The sequence below is a fragment of the Pseudomonas sp. UBA6310 genome, assembly GCF_002438225.1.
In the GTDB taxonomy this organism is placed as follows: Bacteria; Pseudomonadota; Gammaproteobacteria; order Pseudomonadales; family Pseudomonadaceae; genus Pseudomonas_O; species Pseudomonas_O kuykendallii.
Genome location: NZ_DJTK01000085.1, coordinates 17,906 through 42,582, shown reverse-complemented (window position 1 = coordinate 42,582; position 24,677 = coordinate 17,906). Strand labels below are relative to the sequence as shown.

29 protein-coding genes and 1 pseudogene are annotated in these 24,677 nt (G+C 60.5%); 7 read left to right on the top strand and 23 right to left on the bottom strand.

Annotated features, from left to right (window positions below; translation table 11 throughout):
- Positions 1-371: 371 nt before the first annotated feature.
- The 13 genes from B3E91_RS21655 to B3E91_RS21595 all read right to left on the bottom strand — a co-directional run bounded on the left by B3E91_RS21655 (position 372) and on the right by B3E91_RS21595 (position 9,726).
- Complete coding sequence (locus B3E91_RS21655) at positions 372-1,571, bottom strand: tyrosine-type recombinase/integrase (RefSeq protein WP_287031336.1); 1,200 nt, start codon at positions 1,569-1,571, stop codon at positions 372-374.
- Positions 1,572-1,808: 237 nt separating this feature from the next.
- Positions 1,809-2,840, bottom strand: coding sequence for a phage integrase (locus tag B3E91_RS21650; RefSeq protein ID WP_287031335.1), 1,032 nt, complete (start codon positions 2,838-2,840; stop codon positions 1,809-1,811).
- Positions 2,840-4,117, bottom strand: a complete 1,278-nt coding sequence (locus tag B3E91_RS21645; protein ID WP_414708320.1) for a hypothetical protein — start codon at positions 4,115-4,117, stop codon at positions 2,840-2,842. Before B3E91_RS21645 ends, B3E91_RS21650 begins: the two co-directional genes overlap by 1 nt.
- Before the next feature lie 161 nt (positions 4,118-4,278).
- Positions 4,279-5,604 carry a zonular occludens toxin domain-containing protein gene (locus B3E91_RS21640; RefSeq protein WP_287031333.1) on the bottom strand — a complete coding sequence of 442 codons (1,326 nt, stop codon included), beginning with the start codon at positions 5,602-5,604 and terminating at the stop codon, positions 4,279-4,281.
- Positions 5,605-5,606: 2 nt separating this feature from the next.
- Complete coding sequence (locus B3E91_RS21635; protein ID WP_287031332.1) at positions 5,607-5,963, bottom strand: DUF2523 family protein; 357 nt, start codon at positions 5,961-5,963, stop codon at positions 5,607-5,609.
- 3 nt (positions 5,964-5,966) lie between these two features.
- A complete protein-coding gene (locus B3E91_RS21630) occupies positions 5,967-7,232 on the bottom strand; it encodes an attachment protein (RefSeq protein WP_287031330.1) in 1,266 nt (421 codons plus the stop codon).
- Between the two features lie 167 nt (positions 7,233-7,399).
- Positions 7,400-7,624, bottom strand: coding sequence for a major capsid protein (locus tag B3E91_RS21625; RefSeq protein ID WP_287031328.1), 225 nt, complete (start codon positions 7,622-7,624; stop codon positions 7,400-7,402).
- Positions 7,625-7,628: 4 nt separating this feature from the next.
- A complete protein-coding gene (locus B3E91_RS21620) occupies positions 7,629-7,838 on the bottom strand; it encodes a hypothetical protein (protein ID WP_287031327.1) in 210 nt (69 codons plus the stop codon).
- A 52-nt stretch (positions 7,839-7,890) separates the two neighbouring features.
- The gene (locus tag B3E91_RS21615) at positions 7,891-8,013 is read right to left on the bottom strand and encodes a hypothetical protein (RefSeq protein WP_287031326.1); all 123 of its coding nucleotides are present in this window, start codon (positions 8,011-8,013) and stop codon (positions 7,891-7,893) included.
- A 24-nt stretch (positions 8,014-8,037) separates the two neighbouring features.
- Positions 8,038-8,424: a DNA-binding protein gene (locus B3E91_RS21610; RefSeq protein ID WP_287031325.1), complete on the bottom strand. Its 387-nt coding sequence runs from the start codon at positions 8,422-8,424 to the stop codon at positions 8,038-8,040.
- A 525-nt stretch (positions 8,425-8,949) separates the two neighbouring features.
- On the bottom strand, positions 8,950-9,171 hold the full coding sequence (locus tag B3E91_RS21605) for a hypothetical protein (protein WP_287031324.1): 222 nt from the start codon (positions 9,169-9,171) through the stop codon (positions 8,950-8,952).
- A gap of 3 nt (positions 9,172-9,174) precedes the next feature.
- On the bottom strand, positions 9,175-9,471 hold the full coding sequence (gene pflM, locus B3E91_RS21600; protein ID WP_287031323.1) for a lysogeny maintenance protein PflM: 297 nt from the start codon (positions 9,469-9,471) through the stop codon (positions 9,175-9,177).
- 39 nt (positions 9,472-9,510) lie between these two features.
- Positions 9,511-9,726 (bottom strand): DNA-binding protein, encoded by a 216-nt coding sequence (locus tag B3E91_RS21595; RefSeq protein ID WP_287031322.1) that lies wholly within the window; start codon positions 9,724-9,726, stop codon positions 9,511-9,513.
- A gap of 64 nt (positions 9,727-9,790) precedes the next feature.
- Here B3E91_RS21595 and B3E91_RS21590 point away from each other — a divergent pair, with 64 nt between their 5' ends.
- From B3E91_RS21590 to B3E91_RS21575, 4 genes are all read left to right on the top strand, one after another.
- Positions 9,791-10,120 carry a DNA-binding protein gene (locus tag B3E91_RS21590; RefSeq protein ID WP_287031321.1) on the top strand — a complete coding sequence of 110 codons (330 nt, stop codon included), beginning with the start codon at positions 9,791-9,793 and terminating at the stop codon, positions 10,118-10,120.
- Positions 10,121-10,199: 79 nt separating this feature from the next.
- Positions 10,200-11,015, top strand: coding sequence for an FRG domain-containing protein (locus B3E91_RS21585; RefSeq protein ID WP_287031320.1), 816 nt, complete (start codon positions 10,200-10,202; stop codon positions 11,013-11,015).
- A gap of 83 nt (positions 11,016-11,098) precedes the next feature.
- The gene (locus tag B3E91_RS21580) at positions 11,099-12,085 is read left to right on the top strand and encodes a DUF262 domain-containing protein (protein ID WP_287031319.1); all 987 of its coding nucleotides are present in this window, start codon (positions 11,099-11,101) and stop codon (positions 12,083-12,085) included.
- A gap of 51 nt (positions 12,086-12,136) precedes the next feature.
- Positions 12,137-12,721, top strand: coding sequence for a hypothetical protein (locus B3E91_RS21575; protein ID WP_287031318.1), 585 nt, complete (start codon positions 12,137-12,139; stop codon positions 12,719-12,721).
- A 17-nt stretch (positions 12,722-12,738) separates the two neighbouring features.
- Here the strand turns inward: B3E91_RS21575 and B3E91_RS21570 are convergent, their stop codons facing one another.
- The 3 genes from B3E91_RS21570 to B3E91_RS21560 all read right to left on the bottom strand — a co-directional run bounded on the left by B3E91_RS21570 (position 12,739) and on the right by B3E91_RS21560 (position 15,538).
- Positions 12,739-13,062: a type II toxin-antitoxin system RelE/ParE family toxin gene (locus B3E91_RS21570; RefSeq protein ID WP_287031317.1), complete on the bottom strand. Its 324-nt coding sequence runs from the start codon at positions 13,060-13,062 to the stop codon at positions 12,739-12,741.
- Positions 13,059-13,295: a type II toxin-antitoxin system ParD family antitoxin gene (locus B3E91_RS21565; protein ID WP_287031316.1), complete on the bottom strand. Its 237-nt coding sequence runs from the start codon at positions 13,293-13,295 to the stop codon at positions 13,059-13,061. Before B3E91_RS21565 ends, B3E91_RS21570 begins: the two co-directional genes overlap by 4 nt.
- A gap of 296 nt (positions 13,296-13,591) precedes the next feature.
- Complete coding sequence (locus B3E91_RS21560) at positions 13,592-15,538, bottom strand: putative bifunctional diguanylate cyclase/phosphodiesterase (RefSeq protein WP_287031315.1); 1,947 nt, start codon at positions 15,536-15,538, stop codon at positions 13,592-13,594.
- A gap of 418 nt (positions 15,539-15,956) precedes the next feature.
- Between B3E91_RS21560 and B3E91_RS21555 the strand changes: the two genes are divergently transcribed.
- Positions 15,957-16,169 carry a DUF3079 domain-containing protein gene (locus tag B3E91_RS21555; protein WP_287031314.1) on the top strand — a complete coding sequence of 71 codons (213 nt, stop codon included), beginning with the start codon at positions 15,957-15,959 and terminating at the stop codon, positions 16,167-16,169.
- Positions 16,170-16,200: 31 nt separating this feature from the next.
- Here the strand turns inward: B3E91_RS21555 and phnE are convergent, their stop codons facing one another.
- From phnE to B3E91_RS21535, 4 genes are read right to left on the bottom strand one after another with little or no spacing between them, the layout of a single operon-like run.
- Positions 16,201-16,968 carry a phosphonate ABC transporter, permease protein PhnE gene (gene phnE / locus B3E91_RS21550; protein ID WP_287031313.1) on the bottom strand — a complete coding sequence of 256 codons (768 nt, stop codon included), beginning with the start codon at positions 16,966-16,968 and terminating at the stop codon, positions 16,201-16,203.
- The gene (locus tag B3E91_RS21545) at positions 16,965-17,789 is read right to left on the bottom strand and encodes a PhnE/PtxC family ABC transporter permease (protein WP_287031312.1); all 825 of its coding nucleotides are present in this window, start codon (positions 17,787-17,789) and stop codon (positions 16,965-16,967) included. The genes phnE and B3E91_RS21545 overlap by 4 nt, the downstream gene beginning before the upstream one ends.
- Positions 17,783-18,583, bottom strand: a complete 801-nt coding sequence (locus B3E91_RS21540; protein ID WP_287031311.1) for a phosphonate ABC transporter ATP-binding protein — start codon at positions 18,581-18,583, stop codon at positions 17,783-17,785. Before B3E91_RS21540 ends, B3E91_RS21545 begins: the two co-directional genes overlap by 7 nt.
- The gene (locus B3E91_RS21535) at positions 18,580-19,431 is read right to left on the bottom strand and encodes a putative selenate ABC transporter substrate-binding protein (protein ID WP_286786009.1); all 852 of its coding nucleotides are present in this window, start codon (positions 19,429-19,431) and stop codon (positions 18,580-18,582) included. The genes B3E91_RS21540 and B3E91_RS21535 overlap by 4 nt, the downstream gene beginning before the upstream one ends.
- Before the next feature lie 152 nt (positions 19,432-19,583).
- Here B3E91_RS21535 and selD point away from each other — a divergent pair, with 152 nt between their 5' ends.
- On the top strand, positions 19,584-20,618 hold the full coding sequence (selD, locus tag B3E91_RS21530) for a selenide, water dikinase SelD (protein ID WP_287031310.1): 1,035 nt from the start codon (positions 19,584-19,586) through the stop codon (positions 20,616-20,618).
- On the top strand, positions 20,618-21,724 hold the full coding sequence (mnmH, locus tag B3E91_RS21525) for a tRNA 2-selenouridine(34) synthase MnmH (protein WP_287031309.1): 1,107 nt from the start codon (positions 20,618-20,620) through the stop codon (positions 21,722-21,724). The genes selD and mnmH overlap by 1 nt, the downstream gene beginning before the upstream one ends.
- Before the next feature lie 13 nt (positions 21,725-21,737).
- Here mnmH and B3E91_RS21520 read toward each other — a convergent pair whose 3' ends face one another.
- The 3 genes and pseudogenes from B3E91_RS21520 to B3E91_RS21510 all read right to left on the bottom strand — a co-directional run bounded on the left by B3E91_RS21520 (position 21,738) and on the right by B3E91_RS21510 (position 24,663).
- Entirely contained in the window at positions 21,738-23,108 is a 1,371-nt protein-coding gene (locus tag B3E91_RS21520) for an oligosaccharide flippase family protein (protein ID WP_287031308.1), read from the bottom strand.
- 634 nt (positions 23,109-23,742) lie between these two features.
- Positions 23,743-24,426, bottom strand: a pseudogene (locus tag B3E91_RS21515) (pseudouridine synthase); the annotation flags it as partial.
- Positions 24,427-24,429: 3 nt separating this feature from the next.
- Positions 24,430-24,663, bottom strand: a complete 234-nt coding sequence (locus B3E91_RS21510; RefSeq protein ID WP_287031307.1) for a cysteine-rich CWC family protein — start codon at positions 24,661-24,663, stop codon at positions 24,430-24,432.
- Positions 24,664-24,677 lie beyond the last annotated feature (14 nt).

Here is a 24,677-nt window from a genome sequence, read left to right as displayed (position 1 = left end):
ACAGAAAGAGTAATTTCGGTGATCTGGCGGGGGACCACAGCTGGAGCCCGCGTTCTTCGGGGCTTTGCTGGTTACAAAAGGAAGTAACCAAGAGGTAATTGGATAGGTAACTTTTTTCTAACTTGCTGATTTATATAGGTTTTATCAAATCGCAAAATCACCTCATAAAGAAGTAACTAGGTTACTACTCAGTTACCTAAAAATTACTTTTTATCCGTTTCCGAAAAGCCATCCGAATCAAAGGCTTAAAGGCATTCGATAGAGGGAGGTTACAGAAATTACTTTTTTGGAAATGCCCCCCACTACCTTCGTTTGTGGGATTCCTATAGGCGTGCGTGCACGCCCGCGTGATGAGCATGTGTCCGTACAGATCAGGTGGGAGAGATAACGTTCTTACGCAACCAGGCAGCCCACTTCCGGAGGCCTGCTTTCTTCTCGGCGAAGTAGGTGTAGCGGTCGTAATGCTTCGATCCAACGTCGGTGAACGCGTGAGCTTGTATCCGGTCTCGCAGTTCTTTGCTGAGGCCGGCACGCCCCATCAGCGTCTTGCAGGTACGGCGTATGTCGCGAAGTGTGAAGGGAGCGTCGAACTTGTCCGCGTGCCGTTGGCAGAGTGCTGTCACCGCCTTGGACAGCGACTGGGTCTGCAGACTCGTCCCTTCCTTCTTGCCTTGGAATGGATAAGCACTGCTGTCGCTGATCGCATTCATCACGTTCAGGCTTTCAAGCATCACCGCATTGAAAGGCACCAGGTGCAGCTGCCATTCACCGTTTCGCCCCTTGCGGTTGCGAATCACCATGTGGTCATCCAGATACATCTTGCGATCAGAGCGCAGCAGTTGCTCAGGTCGTTGGCCACCGGAAGCGATGAGGAATTTCAGTAGCTCAGCGGTAGTAAGGGACATCTGGTCGGGCAGAAGGCTCCAGAGGGCTGCCAGCTCCTTCACCGACAACGCTCGATCTCCGGGATTCTCCCAGTCTGATTGCACGGGAATGCTGGATACCGGGTTGCTCCTGAGCCCGAACTTTCTCTCATCACTGAGATAGGTTCTGGGGTCATATTCCTGCTTGAGCGCGGCTTGGAATGCAGCGTGCAGCCTGGCCCGCACGCGGTTGGAGTATGTGGTAACACCTGAATTGATCATCTTCACCAGGATCTGCCTGATGTCCTCGGGTGTGATCAGTGCCGCCGGGCGGCTGATCAAGTCGGGGAAAGGCTCTTCCACGTAGTGCTTGAAGGACCACCTGACGTTGTCGGCAGTCGCCGCCTCCTTCGCCTGCAGTTTCGCGACATAGGTCGCCAACAAGTCCTTGAATGTTCCGGGCTGGAGCTGCACCTCCCTTGCCTCTCTGCAGCGATCACGTGCTTCGACGAGGCTGAGCGCTGGCCAGTTCCCGAGTTTGACCTTGATCTTGCGGGTGCCTTGGCGCCGCTGGTGATAGAACTCCTTGGTTCCGTTCGGCCGCACCCTCATCACGAGAACGCCTTCGCCCTTGGCGCCGCTACCATCGCTGACAGTGAATTCCTTGTCGGTTGGTTTCAGGGCGCGAATCTGCTTTTCGGTGAGCACGTGCGGTCAGTCCATTGGGGTCCGTTGCTGGGGGCCGTTAGCCTGAAGCAAGGTAAGACGATCTGAGACAGCCGTAGATTCGCCATACCCTTGAGGGCCGCGATTCTAAAGGCTTGAGCTGACCCAAGGGTACTATCTGAGATTTGCTGCGACAGCACGACAATGAGCTTCCCAAGCTCATGACGAGGGTTCGATTCCCTTCGCCCGCTCCAGAATCGCTATGTTAAGGCCCTGTTTTTACAGGGCTTTTCCGTTTTCGGCGGTTACTGGTGTCGAATAAGTGTCGAAATCCGCCATTGGCCCGAGCCTGATTGCATCGCTCAAATGATCCGGAGCGAGGTGCGCATAGCGCATCGTCATGCTCAGCGAGGCGTGGCCCAGGATCTCTTTCAGCGTAACGATATGCCCACCGCCCATGATGAAGTGCGCGGCGAACGTGTGCCTGAGGATATGGCTGGATTGGCCGCGAGGCGGGTTGATCGATGTCGCCAGCAAGATCTTGCGGAACACGCCAATGCAGTTGCTGAAAGGACCATGCTGATTCCAGTGCTGGCGGATCGCGTCGATCAGGGAAGGGGAGACCGGTACCACTCGGACCCGCTTCGACTTGGTGTTGGAGAAGACCAGGGAGTTGCCCTTGATGCTGTCCGGCCGGAGCGACTGAGCTTCACCCCAGCGAGCGCCGGTAGCGAGGCAGATGCAGGCGACCATTGCGGTATGGGGCGCGGTCTGGCGCGCGCGTAGCGCATCGAGTAGCTCGGCGATTTGCGGCTTGGTCAGGTAGGCCAGCGGGCGTTCTTGCAGGCGAATCGGGCGAATACGGGTGAAAGGGCAGGGATAGTCAATCACGTCGAGCTTGTGCAGTTCGTTGTAGACGGCTTTCAGATAGCCCAGGCGATTGTTCGCGGTCTTGCCCGTTATGCCGTTGGAGATCCAGCGTGCACGCACGGCGGCGACGTGTGAGCCTTCGACGGATCGGCCGAGCGGGTCACCCATGGCTTTTGCCGTGGCCTTGAGAATGGCATGGCGCCGTACCCCATCGGACAGCGATACCCCGTGCAGATCGAACCACAACGTGACCAGCTCGGAGAGGCGACGCCTGTCTTTCGGCCTTGGTGCCCAATTGGGCGTATCGATGCACTTCGAACGGCACGTGGCTTCGAACCGCTGGGCTTCGGCTTTGGTCTTCAACACCTTGCGGAAACGCTTGCCCTTGATCGGCTCTACGTCGACTTTCCAGCGTCCGTCTGAGAGTTGGAAAATCGCCATCAGACAGCCCGACCCCATCGAACCGTGCGTTCGGCTAGGAGCTTCTGGACGTGCTTGTAGATATCGCGCTCAGTCTTTCCCTTGTCCGCGTAATGGTCTCGGATTACCGGCCAGCACTCCCACTCCCGGAGGCTGGCGAACACCTTTCCCGCGCCGATTCGCTGCCTTGAGGCGAGACTGATCATGTTGCCCAGGAACAGTTCGACGTTCTTGCCGCTGAAGCCCTTGGAGGTCTTGAAGTGGCGTTTGTAGTAGGTCTGGCCCAGCAGTGATTCGACCGGTACGGAGACGTGCACGTCCTGCCGCATCAGGGTCCAGAAGGCGTCGAAGACGCCCTTGCTCGAGCACAGGCGGAAGGACTCCAGACCGTACTGGAACAGCCCGTCGAGGTGGCCGGCGAGTTCGGCATAGGTGGAGCTTTCCAGCACCCGGCCGGCACATTCGGAGCCGTCTGCGAATTGCTGGACGATGGAGTGATGGAAGCGCAGTTCGACCCGCCAGACAGGCGCGTCAGGGTCGTAGTTCTGCGGGTCTTCGGCGTCGAAGGGGTTGTCCAGGCTGGCCCAGGTGGCGCGCCAGTAGTCGAGCTTGTCGATGGCATAGGCCTGCAGCGTTTTGTTGTAGATCGCCAGTTGGATGCCAGAAGCGGAGCCGAATAGGAAGGATTGCCCACGACCGTAGCTGACGGCTTCCCCGTCGTAGTGAATCTCCTTGATGCCGGATAGATCCCGGCGCGTTCGGGCGCGGCACAGCAGGCGGTCGATCAGATCCGAGGGGGGCGTCCAGCCTTGCACGTCCAAGGCGAGGTGCACGGCGCATTGGTTGGGCTCGACAAACTCCAGGGCTTCGGTCGCGAGGCGGTCCATCCACTCTTGCAGCACGGCGGGCGTGCAGGACTGGATAGCGTGCGGGCTCACTTCGATCTTCATGTGGGCGCCGATCACATCGATCTTCACGTTGAAGTTTTTCAGCAGCAGGACGAAGCCGAGGTCGGCGTTTTGCAGCTTGAACTGGTAGCCGGAATCACGGCCAACGCGTCCGGCGTGCCACTGGTGACCGGCGAACTCGACGAGGCCCGGTTCTTCGACCAGGGCGAGCACATCGGGACGGATACGGCCCCGGTAGAGCTGGCGGACGGTATCGACGCGGCAGCCCAGCAGGCGGGTTTTGGACAGATCGGTCATGCGTGCCGTCTTCGGATCGAAGAACAGGCGAGAGTCCCGAGACTCCAGGCCGGTCATCAGGTCCAGGCGAACTTGATCTACTGCTTTCTTCACGCTTGAAACTCCCCAGTGAAACGAAACGACACTTTGAAAAGCTAGTTATAAGACGTGCTACAGGGACGTCGCGCCCGCCGCCTGCGCGCCCTTCGCTCTGAACTGAACCACTCCGGGCGCTCCGGCGGCGGGCTTTACCACGCGCCGTCCATTACCTGCGCTCATCGCCATGGCCTGCTGGCGTACTCGGAATCGGACACGACCGTCATTGAAGAGCGTCCCGAGGTCACCGAGCCCATGGACGGCGCTGTGACAGTGGTGGGCATGTCCGGTGTGATGAGGGATGAAGGACGCACCGTTGCAGCTGTCAGGGGCTGGACGGTGCGGTCGCTAGGACTGATTCCACGGCACATCGCTGAGCCCTTCCACTTGCGGAAAGACAGCTCAACGAAGCAGGGGCCCCGGTATCGAAGCGTGTAGCCGATGGCGAGCAGGTCCTCGGAGGTTTGCTGGAATGCTCGACCGTCGTCATCCACGACACTGAGCACCACACGCCGAAAGAATTTGCCGTTGCGGGTGCCTTCGCCGGCGCCCTGGACATAGAAGGTCCGGCCGGCGAATGGATGGTTCAGCTCAGGAGCAGGCGGATCGTCTTTCCGACCAGCCACAGAGCCAGGCCGAAGAACAGCAGGCGGACCAGCAGGTAAGCCACCAGCTTGCCCAGCATGCGCAGTACCGGCCGAAGCAGGCGCCACAGGAGTCGGAGTAGTTGGCTTGTGAGTGCCGCCCCCGAACAAAGAAAGGCTTCCGCAAGATAGAAGCAGCACAGGCAGGCCGGCCATAAGTGCCAGTAGTAGAAGTAACTTAGGCGACTTAAAAAGGCTCTTACCGGCGGTGGTGTCCTGGGTCGCGCCGGTGGCGGTGGACTGGTAGAGCTTGAAGGTGTCGGGCTTGATTCGCTTGTATTCGATGATGGTGCCATCGGCGGGCGCTCGGTTCTGCTGGGCGTCATGCTGCGACTCCTTGTAACGGCCTTTGATGCCGATAACGGCGAGGTTGGAATGCCGGTAGGCCATCTCGCAGGTCATGCGGATGTCATCACGGATATAGGAGATGTTCGGGGTGGTCAGGACGATGTCCCAGTTCCAATGGCGATGACGTGTCCAGCCATCAAGCCAGGACATCGGCCGGTCTGCCTTCTGCGCCGCCTCCGGGCCACCGGGGAAGTCGAAGCGCTCCAGATCCTTTTCGCGCCATGCCTTCGGAAACACCAGTTGGGTTTCGTCGAAAATGATGAAGGCGCCCCGCGGTGCCCATTGAAACCACGTGCGCATCTTTTCCATATCATCAAGCGATTCGAGCGACAGGTTGATGATGTCGGTGCTGGCCGGGATATCGGGCATGACCTGTAGCACGCGCTCCAAGGTGAAGCCGCGCACGTTGGTGATGATGTAGCGCCCGGCCTTGAGCGCTGGAACGGCGTCATCCTGTATAGCGCCGGAGGTTTTGTAGGAGCCGTTCGGGCCGTGGTGAATCTTGATGGCCATGGTCAGCGGCCTATGAACGGCACGAAGCGCAGGGCGAAGCGCGTCGAGAGGGCAGAGAAGATAATGTTCAACGCTTCGGGGACACCAAAGAAGGAGAACGCGCTGAGCAGGTCGCCGTTAATGCCGTTGTACTTTTGCTGAATGAACTGCGCGATACCCAGCTCGCCAATGATTTCCTGAGCAGATGTATAAGCTACATCAAGCGCGAATATCTGAATCTGGATATACGAATACATGGCGGCCTTGGTTAACAGCACCATGCCGTCTTTAGCAAAGTCATAAATGCCGGAGACGAGAAAGTCCCATATGGACTGAAAGAATCCAACGATCTGATCGAGAAATCCGCTGATCCATTCCATGCTTTAATCCTTCAAAATAATTAAGCCAGCCACCACAGCAGCGACCAGCAAGAGGACATAACGAAGGTTGATTAATGAGTCTTCATAATCGGAAAGGCAGAGCTTTGCGGTCTGCCCATAGACCGAGAATGTGTGACAGGGGAGATGGCCGCCGGACTGCCCCAAATTCAGATCGAAGGCGCCGGAGAACAGTGAGGAATATTGGTCAATCTTCTGCTCCAGCTCGGCGCGAACGGTGGCTATCTTCTTATCCCATTCGGCGATGCCTTCGGCGAAGCTGCCGGGTTCAGGCGCAACCAGTGACCGCGTCGGCCCAGCAACACCGCCTTCATCACCGTCGCCATCCCCTGAACCCCCACCTCCTGATCCGCCGTCCCCATCACCGCTTCCGGAGCCGCCGCCAGTGGAGCCACCACTTCCAGAACCACCGCCGCCACTTCCCGAGCCGCCGTCGCCGGAGCCACCCCCATTACCTGAGCCGCCACCTGAACCACCGTCGTTATCGCCATCGCCACTGCCATTACCATTGCCGTCGCCATCCCCGTCGCCAGAGCCGCCATCATCCGCAGGCGTTTTGACGCAGGTAGTTCCCGACCATGAGTACCCATCAGGGCACCCAGGATCGTTCGGATCAGAAGGAGGAACATCGGGCGTATCAGGCGTATTGAGTTCCGGCCCGGTTCTGCCCAGCGCGGCGTCAGGTTCCGAACAGCTTTGGCCGTTACCAGTGCCCAGGTAATTGCAGAAACCCCGGTCGGTGGTGCCGCTGACCCGGAAGCAACTAGTGGCACTGGATTTAAGATCGAAGCGGCATTGGTTGTAACAAACCGAATCCCCCATGGGAGGATTCACTACATAGTTACGGCCACCGGAAGTGATTACAGGGCCATCACCAGAGGCAAAAATTCCCGGATCGCCTACTTCGCAGGGAGGGGGCGGAGTCTTACATTCACCAATTGTAGAATCGTATTCCGTATCAGGCGGACAAGAGTCGCCAACTCGCAGCGCATATTGTCCGTACTGATAATTACCTTCATAACAACGAAATTGACTATCAGTTTGCGCACGAACAGAAGTGTAAGCAGAGTTCATGGCGCGGCACGCAACTAATGGTGTCGAATGATGAGAGGAAATCAATACACCGGAAGCATTGTGCGCTTCCCAAGAATATTCAGTGGCACTTGCGCCGTGCGAAAAAAGTAAGCACGAAACAGCACAGAGATTGCCCAGCAGCGCCCTGAAATTAGTCGTTCGGATATGCATGCTCATACTTACAGCCACCCAAAGAAAACCCCGCCGGAGCGGGGTTTAGTTGCTTCGGCACCAGATCGATGCTCAGGCCGGCGTAGCGCTGGTCAGAAGAACTCGCCGCAGCGATAGCCGGTGATGAAGGCCCCGGCCACGAAGGCGCCGAGCCAGACTGACCAGAGCACGGCTTAGGCCTTGCGCAGCATGCCGAAGATGATGCCGGCGCCCGCCAGCACCACCAGGGCGACAGCGACCCAGCCGGCCACGGTGCCGGCGTTTTCACCGGCCGACGTGAGTTCGGCTTGAACAGGGGCCACATCGATAGCGGCGAAGGCCGGAACGGCCATCACGGTGCCAACGGAAGCGATGGCGAGGTTGCGAGCAGCGGTGTTGAGAGCTTTCAGTTGTTTCATGGTGTCACCTCATGCGACGTAGGATTGAAGCGATCCATCCGGCGGACAGACCAATTGCGAACACCATCAGCACCCCGCCAAAACCGATGGCGAAGGACTGGGCGTCGAAACCACCCGAAACCAGGATGTCTACATATCCGGCGGCCTCGGGCGGAATCAGGTAGGCCTGCTGCCACGCAAGTGCACCGCAGGACATGCTGTCGTCAGCATTCATCGTCCAGCTTGTGCAGACCTGCACAGCAACCACGCCTGTCATTCGTGGCTACTCAGAAAGCAGCAATGGGGTTGAACAGAGGCGCCATGGCGAGACCTGTATTCAGGCCGTCGAAGTGCCCTGAGGCGTAGCCGCCCAGGAAGCCCAGCGCGGCAATGAACAGGTAGCGGTACATGGCGTCTCTCCCCTGGGTTTACGGTCAGGACTTGGCCGGCTCGCTGGCGGATACCTGCGAGTTCGGGCGGGTCTGTTGCTGACGCGGGGCGGGTTCGTCGTGGACGATGGCGACGATGACCTGTTTGTTTTCGATCCGGCCGTATTGGTCGCGGGTCGGGCGCACGGCGGTTTCGAACTTCATCTTCACCGGGCCTTGGTCGAAGTTGATCTGTTCGAGCACGGCCGGGTCGCAGTTGTAGCCGGTGAATTCGAAGCCACGGGCGTTGGGGCGCTCTTTCGAGCCCTTCGGAATCGGCGAGAAGCCTTGCAGGCTGGCAAACACTTCGCCGGTGTCTTTCTTGGCGTACCAGTCGCTTTGAACGACGAGAATTTCCAGGGTGGCTTTTGCAGTCGGAATATCGAACATCATGGTTTCGTACCTCAGTTAAATGCGCTTGATTGCGCGGTCGGTTAATTAGCCGTGAACTCGATTGGCGAAATTCGGCGTGAGGAATCCCCCGCCCTTAACTCGGGCCGTTTCAAAGTTGCTGGCTGTCTTGCGTTACTTCGGTTGTTCCGGCGCGGCCGGTTGTTCTTTCACACCAAGGGCTTTGCCCTTGTCATCCCACTCTTGCCGCCGAGGGCTCAGGAGCGCGGGGCGGTGGAGCTGCCCCACTCTCCAGAGCCGAGGCTGTATCAGGTCGGGGTGGGTCAAGGGTTCGCTTCGCCCGGCGTTCCGTTCGACTGGACGATGAAGCCTGTCCAGACGAGCCGGTACGGCGGCCCCTGACCTCATCGGGTTCGGGGGCGTCTTCACCGGGGAGAAGCAACAGCATCAGCAGCCAACCCGTGAACGCCAGGGCGAAAAAGAGCGGGTCGGGGATTTCGATTGGTGGCATGAGCTAATTCTCGACATCCGTTGACGCCCTGCTACCGGCAGGGCGGCGGGTTATGGCTACGGCGCCCAATCCATGAAGGAAATCAACAGCGGTACATCTACAAGAAGGACGACGGCGGCGGTACTAACAAATGCAGCGAACCAATGCAGTTCAACAAAAGCGAAATTTGCAAACCAAATAGTTGCGCAAAACAGAACAAATAAAAGAAATATGACGAGACAAACCAAGAAGTTGCCAATAAAGCCGCTACGGACATCTTTGAACGATTTACTAGACATGATTTACGGCTCCAACTCGAACGGCTCGTGCACAGGAACGAAAGGCGTCGGCTTGCCGCTGTCGTAAACAACGCGCCAGAACTTCGGCGGACGCTTGGACGGCGTGTGTTTCGCGCAGAAGGAGGCCGTCTGGCAGTACCACCGGCCATCGACCTGATACGGCTCGCCACGGGGCGTGCAGTCGGGACAGGGTGTGCACGGGGAGGGTGCGTGGTGCCGAAAAGCGGCTTTGGACCAGCACACAGAGCAGGAGCAGTCCGGCGCGTGGGTGATCCGCAGATAACTGACGAGGGTGACCATAGGTCATGCCCCTCCCTGGCTTATCAAGGTGCGCGTAGATCATGCGGTCCATTCCTGTTCCAGCAGCCAGTGACGGAGCATGGCGCTGTTGACCATGCGGCGTTTGCCGAGCTTTACGGTGGGGAGGACGCCTTTCATGGCCCAGGCGCGGGCTACGCCGTAGGCAAGGCCGTTTCTGTCTGCCCAGGATTCGATGGTTTCAACGTCCTGTTGCGGGCCGATCAGCTTTGAAGGGTCCAGCTCTTCCAGTTCCATGCTCGTTCCGTCACTATTCGTGTCAATTAATGGCAATTGAGCTTGCCTCATGGATATAGTCCATATGGACACTGTACATGAGAAATTGCTTATGACAATAGTCCATAAATGGTATTTTTCAATGGCTTCTGGAATGGCTGATAGAGCCCTTCAATTGCTAGAACGAACGAGCCTTAAAGAACTTGCAGAAGTGAACAGCAAGGACTACGTGCGATGGCAGAGTATCAAAAGAGGGCGGGCGAGAATCAGCGCGGAAGAGTTAGAGGTGCTCGGTGAAAAGTACCCTCAGTTTAGGTGGTGGCTAATGACGGGCGAAGTAATGCCAGACAAAGGTCAATTAAGCCCCGCTTACGAAGAAACAAACATAAAATTTCCCAATCAAAATGCGGGATAGCGATAAGATTGTTAAGTGGAAAAATTTTTGGTATGCCAAAGGCAAAGCCGGTGGAAAGATAATTTAAAAAGGAATGCAGATGGCGAACGTTACGGAGATACATCCTGCCAATTTTTCTGAATACATTCGGGCTATAGAAGAAATTAATTCTGTTGGTGATACACCCATTTGGTTTCGTGGTGCGGGTAAGGCAAGCTATAAATTACTGCCGGGGCTTTATCGCCATCCGAGCAAAAAATTGGTTGCAGAAATTGCAGGCTTAGAACGAGATACAATGACTCGTTTCAGACAAAGAAGTATTCCCTTTACTGATAAGTCATTGGTGGATGACTGGGATGCACTGTTTTTTATGCAGCATCATAGGGTTCCCACGCGTCTTTTGGATTGGAGTGAGAACCCTTTTGTTGCATTCTACTTTGCTGTAATGAGTGCATACTTCTCGACCGGTAAAGGTGGCATTAAGAAATTTAAAGAAGATGCTGTCGTCTGGGCTCTAGATCCTGTCGCGTGGAACCGGCATGCTCTATCGCATCAAAGTTTTGATGGCGGAATTCTAGTGACTAAGGACGCTGAGCTAAATGGATACCAACCAACAACTATCTTTTCAAAGATGAATAATCATGCGGTGGCATTATATGGGGCGCACAATAGCCCGCGGATAGTCGCTCAGAGGGGTGTCTTCACGATTTTTGGTCAGAACTTTCAGGCAATGGATGATGCATATGATGAGCATGGATTCCCTGAAAGCTCGTTAAAAAAGATAATACTAGGAAAAGATATTTTGGGTGATTTGCGACGGTCTATTCTCTCCTACGGAATAACCGAGTCCGTTATTTACCCGGATTTGGATGGTGTCGCTGCGGAAATGCGTCGCTACTTTGGATTTGAGGCTTGAGTATGAGAGATCGGAATTTCAAAATTCAGTTGATGGAGCCTAAGCCTCTAACGTGGTGGAAAAGTCGTAGAAGCAAGATTGACATGAATCCATCATATCAGCGACGCGGTAGGTTGTGGTCGGATACAGATAAGGCGTATCTCATTGACTCAATTTTAAATGGGTATGACGTACCTAAACTGTATATGGCAGATTTTACATGGGGGGATTCTCCACTAAACATAAACCGTCTTCCATATGCCATTGTAGATGGGAAGCAAAGGCTCGAAGCTATTTTTGATTTTTTTGATGGGGCAATTGTTCTCAATGAGGATTTCATATATCTGGCAGATCCTGGCCTAAAGCTAGGTGGTCTAGGTTACAAGGATTTGGTTGATAACTACTACGAGATTGCTGAGATATTTGAGACCTTTCCGCTGTCTATAGTGAGCGTAGTTGCGAATTCTGATGAGCCAATTAATGAGCTCTTCGTAAGGCTAAATAGAAGCAAAAGCTTGACTGGTGCAGAAATTAGAAATGCGATGGTTGGCAAAGCCCCGGAGGCAATACGGGAGATATCAAAGCATGATTTCTTTGAAACAAATATAAATTTTTCAGTCAAGCGTGGTGCTGACCTTAATGCTGCGGCGAAACTACTAATGTTTGAATATAATGAGCAATTGGTAGAGACCAAGAAGAAAACCTTGGATGACTTTGTGTCAGAAAGCTCTAGCAGTAAAGGTAAACTTGAGTTGGCACTGAGGCGCGTCTTGACGACTATTGATGATATGTCCCAAATCTTTTTGCCTAAAGATAAACTTTTGTCCAACGCTGGGGTTGTACCAGTGTACTTTTGGTTTATTAAAAATAGAGAAGAGTCTGAATATCATCTTGTTCGTGAGTTCTTGGTGAAGTTTGAGAATGATAGAAGCATGAATCGTGATAAGAGTTCCGGAGTTATTTTAGATCCGGAGATGGTCGAATATGATAATTTTAATCGAAGTACCAATGACTTGCAAAGTCATACGGGTAGGGTTGGTATTTTGGATAAACGATTCTCTAAATGGATGAGTCGTAATAAGCGTTCTTAGATGTATTTAGGGAAGCTAGAACTTAATAGGATCCAGGGATAGGGCTTTGATATGAATGCAGACTGGGAAGACGCGCCCTCAAGAATCCAGCGCAAAGCTGAAAACGCCATTATGTGGTGCGTATCGTTGGCGTTCGGATTAAGCATTACAGGAGGGGGGCTTTATCTGGCATCAGGGCAGATGAAACCGAACCCGCGAGCAGAGGCCCAAGTGGCACGCTTGAATGCCGAAGCGATACGGAAACACAACGAGAAAGTGCGAGCGCTCCAGCTAGCCAGCCAACAGCGCTACCAGCCTCCACCCATGGAGGAGAAGAACTGGATCAGATCCAGCGACGTTGCGCAGCGGAACGCTCAAGCACAGCGCGAGCTTCAATGGTCTAACGCCCAGGCGGAGAAGCAGCAAGAGCGGCAAACCTCATTCAGTGACGCGAGCTATGTGCCCCAGGGGGCAAGGAATGTTGTGCCAGCTACACCGCTGCCTAAGGAGCCTTTCAAGGCGCCGGCGAAGAAACAGGAGATTGTCGTTGTGGGCAAACCTGATCCCAAGTTCAGTGATTATTGCCCGTTTGCGAAAGGAAGCATCGAGCAAAGGAACTGCAAGGCGCGTATCAACCTAGATGCGAGGAACCGATAGCGGTTCTGGTGATTTAGCTACACGTCACCCTCAAGCCAAGCGGGAAGATCCCTCATGCCGTGCAGTACCCGCCATACATCGATGTGATCGTTCCGCTCAACGTAGAACACCAGATGCGGGTAGCACTTCAACGGCCATGAGCGCAGCCCCGGCAAATCGAGTTCGTGTGCGTAGCGGGTAGATCCCGCGTTTGGGTTGCGGGCGATATGAGCGTAGGCGCGCTCCAGTTCGTCGATGAAGCCTAAGGCCGCCGTCTCGGCGTGTTCGCCCAGGTAGTAGCTGACAGCGTCTTCAACGTCCTGATTGGCCTGTTGCCTCGGAATGACGGGTTTGGCTTTCATTCCTGGACGTTCCGAACCCTTTGGCGAAGCGCGTCGAAGTAACCGGCATCGACGGGAGCGGTCGGAGCCGAGGCGGCGCCGGCCAGGAGCAGGCCACGCAGGTGCTGGCGGTCCTGATCCTTGCGGATCAACTCGCGGACGTATTCACTACTGGTGCCATAGCCGCGCTGATTGACCTGATCGTCGACGAAGCTTTTCAAGGTGTCCGGCAGGGAAATGTTCATGGTGCTCATAGCTGCGACCTCCTTTGCCAAATTTTGCCAAATATCCTAGCAGGCAATGTCGAAAAAGTGTCGAAGCGAACGAGCCTAAAAGGCACGAATCGGCATCGGCGGTGGACCTGAAAGCCTCGGAATACGCCCCATAGGTTCAGAACGAAACGCAAAGAACAGGGTTCGATTCCCTTCGCCCGCTCCAGAATCGCTGTGTTAAAGCCCCGTTTTCGGGGCTTTGTCGTTTCTGGAGTCTGGCTTTTGGTGGGTTGCGGGGCGGGAAGGCTCTGGCGATTGCTTGCGGGGGATTCGTGGGTCTAGCTCGATAGCCGTTCCACACGGGCCCGCCCCAGCCAGGCCAGCGTTTCGGCGGCGGGGATGGGGCGGCTGAACAGGTAGCCCTGTACCTGGGTGCATCCCAGGCTGGTGAGGGCGGCAAGCTCCTCACGGGTTTCGACGCCTTCGATGACGCACTCCAGATCCATGTCGTGGGTCAGGCCCACCAGCGATTTGACGATCTTGAAGGTCGCCGGATTGTGCTGGATGCCGGCGACGAAGCTGCGGTCGATCTTCAGCTTGGTGAGGGACAACGCGTGCAGCTGGCTGAGGCTGGAATAGCCGGTGCCGAAGTCGTCCAGCGAGATGCCGCAGCCCAGTTGGCGGAACTGGATGATCGCGCGCTGCATCTGCGCCATGTCCTGGACGATGGCGGTTTCGGTGATCTCCAGGTCCAGGCGGGCAGGGTCGAATCCGCTCTCCCGGATCAGCGCGATGATCTGTTGGACGCTTTCGTGTGACCCACAGTCGATCGCGGAGAGATTGAAGGAAAGGCGTATGCCCTCCGGCCAGGCGTGGGCTTCGCGGAGCGCCTTGCCGAGCAGCGGAGGCGTCAGGCGGCTGATCAGGCCCGTGTGTTCGGCCACGGGTATGAACACCCCGGGCGCGACCGGACCCAGCTCGGGGCTGTTCCATCGGGCCAGCGCCTCGAATGCCACGGTCTCATGGCTGTGGCTGTTGAGGATCGGCTGGAACAGGACGTAGAACTCTTCCTCCATGTCGGCGCGACGCAACGCCTGCTCGGTCATGGCGTCGCGATGCAGTTGTTCGTGGTGGCTGGCGGAGAACAGGCAGACGGTGCCCGGATTGCTGCGCTTGCCCTGGTAAAGCGCGTAGTCGGCGTACTCATAGAGCTGCGTGGTGTCGGAGGCCGAGCCGGGAAACGTGGCGATGCCCAGGGTCGCTCCGATGTGGATGGGCACGTCGGCGAGCATGAACTCGGTGCGCAGCAGACCGCAGGCCTTGCGACCGAAGGCCTGCAGCGATTCATCGCTGAGGTCGTCCTTCATCACCAGGGCGAACTCGTCGCCACCCAGCCGCGCCACGTGCACGGTCGGGCTGGACAGTTCCAGCAGGCGTTCGGCGACCAGCGTCAGCACCTTGTCTCCGACGCTGTGGCCGTACAGGTCGTTGACCGGCTTGAAGCCATCGAGATCGAGAATGCCCACTGCCAGGCGTTTGCGATTTTTCAATGCCTCGGACGCCGCGTCGTCGAGGGTGGTGAAGAATTGGCGCCGGTTCGGCAGGCCGGTGAGGCTGTCCAGATTGGCCAGGCGAAGGTTCTCGTTGCTCAGCTGCTCGGTTTTCGCCTGTACGTTCACCAGGCTGGTGAAATCGCGGTAGTTGTTCTGCAGGACGATGAGCATCGCCGACGATACCAGCAGGATGTTGATGGACGTCGCGATGAACGTCGGGTTATGGGTGGAGGCGAAGAACACCACGAACGCCACGTCAACCACCAGCGTGGTGATCAGCGCCGCCGAGCGCAGGTGCATCAGGCAAAAGATGCAGACGATCACCGTGATGCCCATGAAAAACGCCACATGCGCCTGGGCGTAGGCATCGCCATAGGGATAGAGGGCCAGGGACCAGGCGGTGAATCCGGCGGCGATGAACGGCGCCAACTGATTGGTGCGCGTCAGGGTGGCGAGAATGTCGACCCCGGAAACCGGGTCGTTCCGGTTGCGCCACCAAATCTGCGCACGCCAGAAACTGATGATCGTGAGCAACGCCGGCATTGCAAGGGTCAGCCAGCCGGGCGCCGTGTCGAAGTGGGTGACGGCGAGCGCCCAGGTATTCACCAGCAGGATGAAATACATCATCGGCAACTGACGGGACAAGGCGACGTACTGGGCCCTCAACAGCCGAGGATTGTCGCGGGGCACCGACATCACTGTCAGCCACAATCCCTTCACTCTTCCTATCATTGCAGCGCTTCTCTGCCGCTTGAATGGGGGCCGGATCAGTCTGCGGTCCGGGTCATTGGTCATGAACGATCCAGCTTCCCAACCTCCGTTTCCGGCCGCTCCGGCCCTATCGCAATGGAGCCGGTGAGTGACTTCAAGCGTAGCACAGGCCCCGTCGTTCGGCGGTTCCGGAGTCGAGGTAGCTAAGCGGTGGACAGGCGCGCCGTCGCTTCGTTCTCGCGGATCGGCAGGCCTGACGGGGCGGCGGATGAGGGGGAGCCGAGGCTCAGACAGAATGACGCAGCAAGGGTTCCGGGCGGTCGCACCGCGGGCAAAATGTCGCGGCTTCGGCCGACGTCTTGAGCATGGTCAAGCTCCTGGAAAAGCCGTTGGCGCATCCTCTGCGAACGTGAAATCGACAGAACAAGACACCACGCCAATGGCCAAGAAATTTCCCCTGAACCCCGGGCATCCTGAGCGCATCTGCTGGGGCTGCGACCGCTACTGCGCGGCCGATGCGATGGACTGCGGCAATGGCGCCAGCCGCACTCAGCATCCGGCGGAACTCTTCGGCGAGGACTGGCATGCCTCCGGCGACTGGGGGCTGGACCTCCAGGCCGACGAACTGGCGCCCCGGCGCGAAGAACGCTGAGCGGATTCGCGCTAACCGAGCACTCCCGCGCTCAGGCCTTGACCCAGCGCTGACGGCTCCAGCCGCTCAAGGCGTCGACGGCGAATACCAGCGCCAGCATGGCAATGATCACGCTGCTGGCCTGGGCCTCCTGGAACAGGCTCAGGTGCACGTAGAGCATCTGCCCGAGGCCGCCGGCGCCGACGAAACCGAGCACGCTGGCCATGCGGATGTTGTTTTCCCAGCGATACAGGCTGTAGGCGAGCAGTTGCGGCCAGAGGATCGGCAAGGTGCCGTAGACGAACGCCAGCACGGCGCCGCCGCCCTGCAGGCGGATCGCCTGGGCCGGCGCCGGCGGGGTGTTTTCCAGCGCTTCGGCGAACAACCGGCCGAGTACGCCGGTGGTGTGCAGGGCGAGGGCGAGGGTGCCGGCATTCGGCCCGAGGCCGGCGGCGAATACCATCAGCGCCGCCCAGACCAGTTCCGGAATCGCCCGCAGTGCGTTCAGCAGCAGCCGCGCCAGGTTCGCCGCGGCCCAGCCGAAACGCCCGGAAGCGGGCAGCGCGAGCAGCAGGCCGAAGACGGCCGAGAGCAGCGTGCCCACGGCCGACATCGCCAGGGTTTCCAGTGCGCCCTTGCCGATCGCCCCGAGGTGCCCGGCGCTGAGGTCCGGGCTGAGGAAGCGCCTGGCGTAGTCGCCCATGCGGCCGAGGTTCTCGCTGCCGGTCAGGGCGCCGAGATCGATGCGCAGGTAGGCGAATGCGGCAATCACTGCCGCCAGCAATGCCAGCAGCAGGCCGGCGTCGAGCAGGCGCTTCATCCCAGCCTCCCGCGCAATAGGCGGCTGAGCAGGTCGGCCAGCAGCACCAGGACGAAGAAGGTCAGCAGGATGCTGGCGACCTCGCCGCCGGCGAACATGCGCAGCGAGAGGTCGATCTGCTGGCCGAGGCCGCCGGCGCCGACGAAACCCATCACCACCGAGGCGCGGATCGCGCACTCCCAGCGGTAGACGCTGTAGGAGAGCATTTCCGCCGCGGCATTCGGCAGTACGCCATAGAGGAAGGCCGCCAGCCGACCGCTGCCAGCCTGCATCAGGGCGTGGGCCGGGCGCTGGTCCACTGATTCGAAGATTTCCGCATAGACCTTGCCGAGCATGCCGCTGTAAGTGATGGCGATGGCCAGCACGCCGGCCGTGGGGCCGAGGCCGACGGCGCGCACGAACAGCAGCGCCCAGACGATCTCCGGCACGCTGCGCAGGAAGATCAGCAGGCCGCGCACCGGCCAGCGCAGCAACTGCGCCCACCACAGCGGCTGGCCGCCGCGCACCGCGGCGGACAGCGACAGCGCGCGGCTGGCGATCAGGCTGGCGGGCAGCGCGATGAGCAGCGCCAGGGTCATCCCCGCGGTGGCGATGGCCAGGGTCTGCAGAGTGGCGTCGAGCAGGATCTGCAGAAGCTCGGCATCCCGCGCCGGCGGCCAGAAACCGGCGAGGAAGCGGCCGACCTCGCTGCTGCCGGACTGCAGGAATACCCCGAGGTCCAGCTCGCTCAGGCGCACGCCCGGCCACAGCAGGGCAATGGCCAGCAACGCGATCATCAGGCGCGGCAGGGCGGCGGGGTCGCGTTCGGCAGTCTTCAGCATCGGGGAATCTGTACGGCCGTGGCCCCGACGTGCGGCGGGGCCGGCGGGAGCAACTGCTCGTTGGCATAGAGGGCGTCAAGCAACCCCCGGTCGACCTCCGCGGCGGGGCGGTCGAAGACGATTCGTCCTTCGCGCAGGCCGATCACCCGGGGGAAGTGCGCCAGCGCCAGTTCCACCGTATGCAGGCTGGCGACCAGCGTCACGCCATGCTCGCCGGCATGCCGGCAGAGCACCGACAGCGTGTGATCGGCCAGCACCGGGTCCATCGCCGACACCGGCTCGTCGGCCAGCAGCAGTTCCGGCGCCTGGTACAGCACGCGGGCGATGCCGACGCGCTGTAGCTGGCCGCCGGACAGTTGCTGGCACTGGGCGAACAGTTTGTCCGCCAGATCCAGCTTCGCCAGTTGCCCGCGGGCGCCGGGAATGTCCAGCGGATAGAGCAGGTTGAGCAGGCTTTTGCCCAGCCCCCACCGGCCGAGCTTGCCCGCCAGCACCGCGGTGACCACCCGCTGGCGCGGCGGCAGGGGCGGCGCCTGGTGGATCAGGCCGATGCGTGCGCGCAGCTTCTGCCGCTGGCGGCCGGTCAACTGCCAGGGCTGCTGGCCGAGCACCTCGAGCCGCCCCGAACTGGGCGGCGTGGCGGTGCCCAGCAAGTTCAGCAGGCTCGACTTGCCGGCGCCGGACGGGCCGATGATGGCGACCCGTTCGCCGGCTTCGATGCTCAGGTCCACGCTGTGCAGGGCGTGGCTGCCGTCGCGATGCTGCAGGCCGGCCTGGGTGAGGCGCAGGGTCATTTCAGCAGATCGGCGGCGCGCGCGGCTTCCTCGATGCCCTTGTAGTTGTCCGGGCTGGTTTCGATGAAGCGGCTGGCCGCCTGCAGGTCGAGGATGGCCTTCTGCTCCGGGACGGCCGGGTCGAGGGCGAGGAACGCGGCCTTCAGCTTGGCGGTGATGGCCGGGTCGAGGCTGCCGCGCACGGTCCAGTTGTAGTCGTAGTAGCTGGGCGTGGTGGCGAAGACGTGCACCTTGCCGGTGTCGACCTTGCCGCTGTCCACCAGCTTCTGCCAGACGCTCGCATTGAGCACGCCGGCGTCGACCTTGCCGGCCTGGACCCAGGCGGCGGTGGCGTCATGCGCGCCGGAGTAGGCCACGCGGCTGAAGTAGGTTTCCGGCTTGATGCCGTCCTGCAACATGAAGTAGCGCGGCATCAGGCTGCCGGAGGTGGACGAGATCGAGCCGAAGGCGAAGGTCTTGCCCTTGAGGTCGGCGAGGGATTTCACCGCCGGATCGGCGCTGATGAATTTGCTGGTGAACTGCGCATCCTGCTCGCGCTGCACCAGCGGAATAGCGTCCTTGGCTTTCAGGTGCACCTGCACGAAGGTGAAACCGCCGAGCCAGGCCATGTCCAGGCGATCGGTGGCGAGCGCCTCGACCACCGCCGGATAGTCGGCGACCGGGACGAACTCGACCTTCATGCCGATCTGCTTCTCCAGGTATTCGCCCAGCGGCTTGAACTTGCGCAGCAGTTCGGTGGGGGCTTCGTCCGGAATCGCGCTGACGCGCAGCACGTCGGCGGCGCTGGCGAGGGTGGCGGACAGGCAAAAGGCAAAGCCGGCGGCGAGCGCGAGGGAGCGCTTGAGCATGGGAGTTCTCCGGTTCAATAGCGGAAAAAACGGAATGGGCGACGCCTGGTCGGGCGTTCGCACCTTGTATTCGGGCGGCGCGAGTATAGAGGAGGCGAGGGGCACGGGTCAGCTTTGCTAGAATCCGCCGCCACAGTCCCGAGGTAACCCCGATGAGCGAGCCGATTCGTCTGACCCAGTACAGCCACGGCGCCGGCTGCGGCTGCAAGATTTCTCCCAAGGTCCTGGAAGTGATCCTCGCCGGCAGCGGCGCGCAAAACCTCGACCCGAAACTCTGGGTCGGCAACGCGTCGCGCGACGACGCGGCGGTCTACGCGCTGGACGAGGAGCGCGGCGTGGTTTCCACCACCGACTTCTTCATGCCGATCGTCGACGATCCGTTCGACTTCGGCCGCATCGCCGCGACCAATGCCATCAGCGACATCTACGCCATGGGCGGCGACCCGCTGATGGCCATCGCCATCCTCGGCTGGCCGGTCAACCTGTTGCCCGCGGAAGTGGCGCGCGAGGTGATCCGCGGCGGCCGCGCGGTGTGCGACGCCGCCGGAATTCCCCTGGCCGGCGGGCACTCCATCGATGCGCCCGAGCCGATCTTCGGCCTCGCCGTCACCGGCGTGGTGGACAAGCGCCACATGAAGCGCAACGACACCGCCCGCGTCGGCAGCCGCCTCTACCTGACCAAGCCGCTGGGCATCGGCATCCTCACCACCGCGGAGAAGAAGGCCAGGCTGCGTGCCGAGGACGTCGGCCTGGCGCGTGACTGGATGTGCACGCTGAACAAGCCCGGCAGCCGCTTCGGCAAGCTGGCCGGAGTCACCGCGATGACCGACGTCACCGGCTTCGGCCTGCTCGGTCACCTGGTGGAGATGGCCGACGGCAGCGGGCTCAGCGCGCGCCTGGAGTACGCCCGGGTCCCGCGGCTACCCGGCGTCGAGCACTACCTCGCCGAAGGCTGCGTGCCCGGCGGCACCCTGCGCAATTACGAAAGCTACGGCGAGCGCATCGGCGCGCTCAGCGAGGAGCAGCAGCACCTGCTCTGCGACCCGCAGACCAGTGGCGGCCTGCTGGTGGCGGTGAGTGCCGAGGGGGAAGCAAAGTTCCTCGCCGTTGCCGCCGAACTCGGGCTGGACCTGGCGCCGATCGGCGAGCTGGTCGAGCGACAGCGTTACGCGGTCGAGGTCTGCTGATGCGAGACAACAGCGCCGACTACCGCGAAATCTTCCTCAACGACCTGCCGATGATGGACGCCCGCGCACCGGTCGAATTCGACAAGGGCGCCTTCCCCGGCGCCGTCAACCTGCCGCTGATGACCGATACCGAGCGCCAGCGCGTCGGCACCTGCTACAAGCAGCACGGCCAGCAGGCCGCCATCGAGCTGGGCCACCAGCTGGTTTCCGGCGCCACCAAGGCCGAGCGCATCGCCCGTTGGGCGGCGTTCGCCCAGGCCAACCCGCAGGGCTACCTGTACTGTTTCCGCGGAGGGTTGCGCTCGCAGATCGTCCAGCAGTGGCTGCAGAGCGAGGCGGGCATCACCTATCCGCGGGTGGTCGGCGGCTACAAGGCGATGCGTACCTTTCTCCTCGAAACCACCCGCGAGGCGCTGGAGCAGTGCGCGTTCGTCGTCGTCGGCGGGCTGACCGGAACCGGCAAGACCGACGTCATCGCCCGGCTGGACAACAGCCTCGATCTCGAGGGCCACGCGAACCACCGTGGCTCCAGCTTCGGCAAGCGCGCCACCGGGCAGCCGTCGAACATCGATTTCGAGAACCGCCTGGCCGTCGACGTACTGAAGAAGCGCGCCGCCGGCATCGAGCAGTTCGTGGTCGAGGACGAGGGGCGGATGATCGGTCGCTGCGCGCTGCCGCTGGAACTGCACCAGGGCATGCAGGGGTTCCCGCTGGTCTGGCTGGAGGATGCGTTCGACGACCGGGTGGAGCGCATCCTGCGCGATTACGTGGTCGATCTGTGCGCCGAATTCGTCGACCTTCAGGGCGAGGCCGGCTTCGAGCAGTATGCCGCACGGCTGCTGGAGAGCCTGGGCAACATCCACAAGCGCCTCGGCGGCGAGCGCTACCAGCGCTTGCTGGCGATCATGCAGGAGGCGCTCGACGAGCAGCGCCGCAGCGGCGCGGTGGACCTGCACCGCGGCTGGATCGAGGGGCTTCTGCGCGAGTATTACGATCCGATGTACGCCTTCCAGCGCGAGAGCAAGGCCGAGCGCATCGAATTCGCCGGCAAGCAGGACGAACTGGTGGATTACCTGCGCGAACGCGCGCTGCGCAGCCGTCGCTGAGCGGCGGGGCGGGTCAAGCGCCGGGCCGGCCGGAGCCCAGCACCGTCTGCTCGACGAAGGTGTTGCTGGCGATCGCGCCCGGCGGCGATTCGGCGTTGACCTCGAGCGGTATGGCCGCCGGCTGAATCTCCACCGGCGTTTCCTGGAATTCGGCGACGGGCAGGGCTTTCCAGCGGTACTCGGCGACGAGAATGAACAGCGTCAGCGTCAGTTCGCAGAGGACCACGATGACCGCGGGCGCGATCAGCCCGAAGACGGGGATGAAGACCCAGTTCAGGCCGACGCTGAGCAGCCCGCAGAACACCCGCATCTTGACGAAGATCGCGTAGCGCTCCTTGGCCACCCAGTACATCTCGAACACCACGTTGACCAGCCGGAAGATGAAGAAGCAGGCCATGATCTTGAGGATCAGCGAGGCCTCTTCGTAGGTGTTCGGATAGAACAGGTGGAACAGGAACAGGGCGAAGATCTGGTACGCGGCGAACATCGCCAGCGAAAGGCCGAAGGCGAGCAGGATGAACTTGCGCTGGCCGAGTTCGTTGTAGCCGCGGGAGATGCGCGGCATGTACAGCGACCAGAAGGCGGTGACGGCGATCTGGCCGATGGCAATGAACGAGGTGGCGGCGGCGTACACCGCCAGGTGCTCGGCGTCGAGCAGGGCCTCGATAAGAATCCGGTCCGCGCCGAAGTAGAGGAAGAAGGCGAAGAAGGAGATGGTGAACGGCAGCCAGGAGCGCCACAGCGTCAGCATCTTGCCCAGCGTGGCGAAGACCTGGGTATTGGCGGCGAAGAAACCCGGCTCGCGGATGCAACGCAGGTAGAACCAGGCCAGGTAGGACAGCATCGCCACGCTCGCGCCGAGCGACACGGACAGGACCAGGTTGTCGCTGAGCAGGAATACGCCGATCTTCACCGCGAAGGGCAGCGATTTGAAGAGCGAGTCCAGCGAGGAGAAACGCACCAGCCGGTCCTGGCGCTGGTAGTGAAAGAACAGGCAGCGCTGCAGGACGGCGAAGGCCAGCGCCTCGGGCAGGAAGCAGATCAGCAGGTAGTAGGACGCATTGGTGCCGCCGACCTGGCCCAGGTAGAACATCGTGGCCATGACCAGGATCAGGTAGCCCACGGTCGCCGGCAGGAAAAGGTTCTCGCCGCTGGAAAGGCCCTTGGCGATGGCGCCCTTGCTCAGTAGGTAATCGCGCAGGCCGAAATCCGAGAAGCCGACCACCACCGACACCAGCACCATGCTCAGCGCCAGCGAGCCGTATTCCTCCAGCGAAGAATGCTTGGCCACGAGGATCAGGAAGAGGAAGTTCAGCAGCGGTTGCAGGACCATGGGCACGAAAACGAACGCGATCTTGGTGATCTCGCTATCAGACTTTTTCATACCAGCCCCATCCTTTGCGCATTTTTATCCCCGGACTGCATGTCGTGCGTAACACCCGTATCCCGCCACGGAAATTGACCCGGTTTCTCGCAATAACGTTCGGCGGTTTTGAAAATATGCCTGCGGCCCATGCTGGCGATCGCCCGGACCGAGGAATAGGCGTAGGGGCGCCTGCGGCGTTGCGGATCGAGCAGATACCCATGGCCATCCACCCCCCTACCACGAACGGCCCGTTGCTGGCGGGAGCACGGGCTGACGAGGCATTCAGTTAAGTCTGGACCGAAGACGCAGATGGCGTTCGGGGTTCCTGCCAGAAAAGGTCGGACGTGCCGCGAACAGGGACAGCTGCGAGCCAGAGCATGCGCCGTTTCCCGGTAACGGCCAACTGCCACCTATCGGCTCGGACGGGCGGCTGCAGGCACCGTGGTTGGCGGCCTGCGGGGCGTTGGCGCGCGACCCGGCCGAGCGCGAAAAGCGGCTTGTGTGGCCTGGTCGCGCCTTTCAGGCTGGGATCTGCTGAGGGCCGTGGTGGCTTGCCCGCGGCTGGATGCCTCGCGTCGGGCGACTAGTCCGGTTCGATGCCATCCGCCAGGCCGTCGGCCGAGGAGGCGTCTGCCACCGCGCGCTGCAACGCCTGCAGTTCATCCGCGCGCAGTGCGCGGTAGGCACCTTCGGCCAGCGCAGGGTCCAGCTGCAGCGGCCCGATGCTCTGCCGGTGCAGGCGCAGCACGGGGTTTTGGAAGTGACCGAACATGCGCTTGACCTGGTGATAACGACCCTCGACCAGTGTCAGCAGCGCGTGATGACTGTCGAGAATCCGCAGCCGGGCGGGGCGGGTGGTGAGGTCCTCGAAGCGAAAATACAGGCCGCGGGCGAACGCCTCGACGTATTCCTCAAGGATCGGCTCGCCGGTCTCGACACGGTAGACCTTGGGCAGGTGCGTCTGCGGCTGGGTCAGTCGTCTCGACCACTGGCCGTCATTGGTGATCAGCAGCAGCCCGGTGGTGTTCAGGTCGAGGCGCCCGGCCAGGTGCAGCTCGTGCTTGTCCGGCTCGTCCAGCAGGTCGAGGACCGTGGGATGTTCGTCATGCTCGGTGGCGCTGACCCAGCCGGCCGGCTTGTGCAGCATGAAGTAGCGCGCCGGCTTGCCGGCCTGCAACAGCTGATCGCCCAGCTCGATGCGGCTGAACACGCGCACTTCGTGGCGGCCGTCGGTAACCGGCTCGCCGTCGACCCGTATACGTCGCTCCGCCAGCAGGCGCCGGGTCTGCTGGCGGTTTAGCTGCGGCAGGTTGGCGAGAAAACGATCCAGACGCACGCGTCAGCTCGGCTCGTCGAGCGCGGCGCAGTTCGGGCACAGGCAGGCCTTGTCGCGTGCCTCCTCCGGCAGGCGCGCGAGGGCGCCTGGCGAAACCGGCGTAGAGAAGCACCAGCAGGGCAGCTCGCGGGTCGCCGGGTCGCTCTGCGCGCAGCGGTTGGCTTGCCCGCACAACGGGCAGCGAGCGGGATCGACGGAGGATGCGGCGCGAGCGCCGGAATCGGTGGGCAGCGGCATGGACGGCGGGCCTG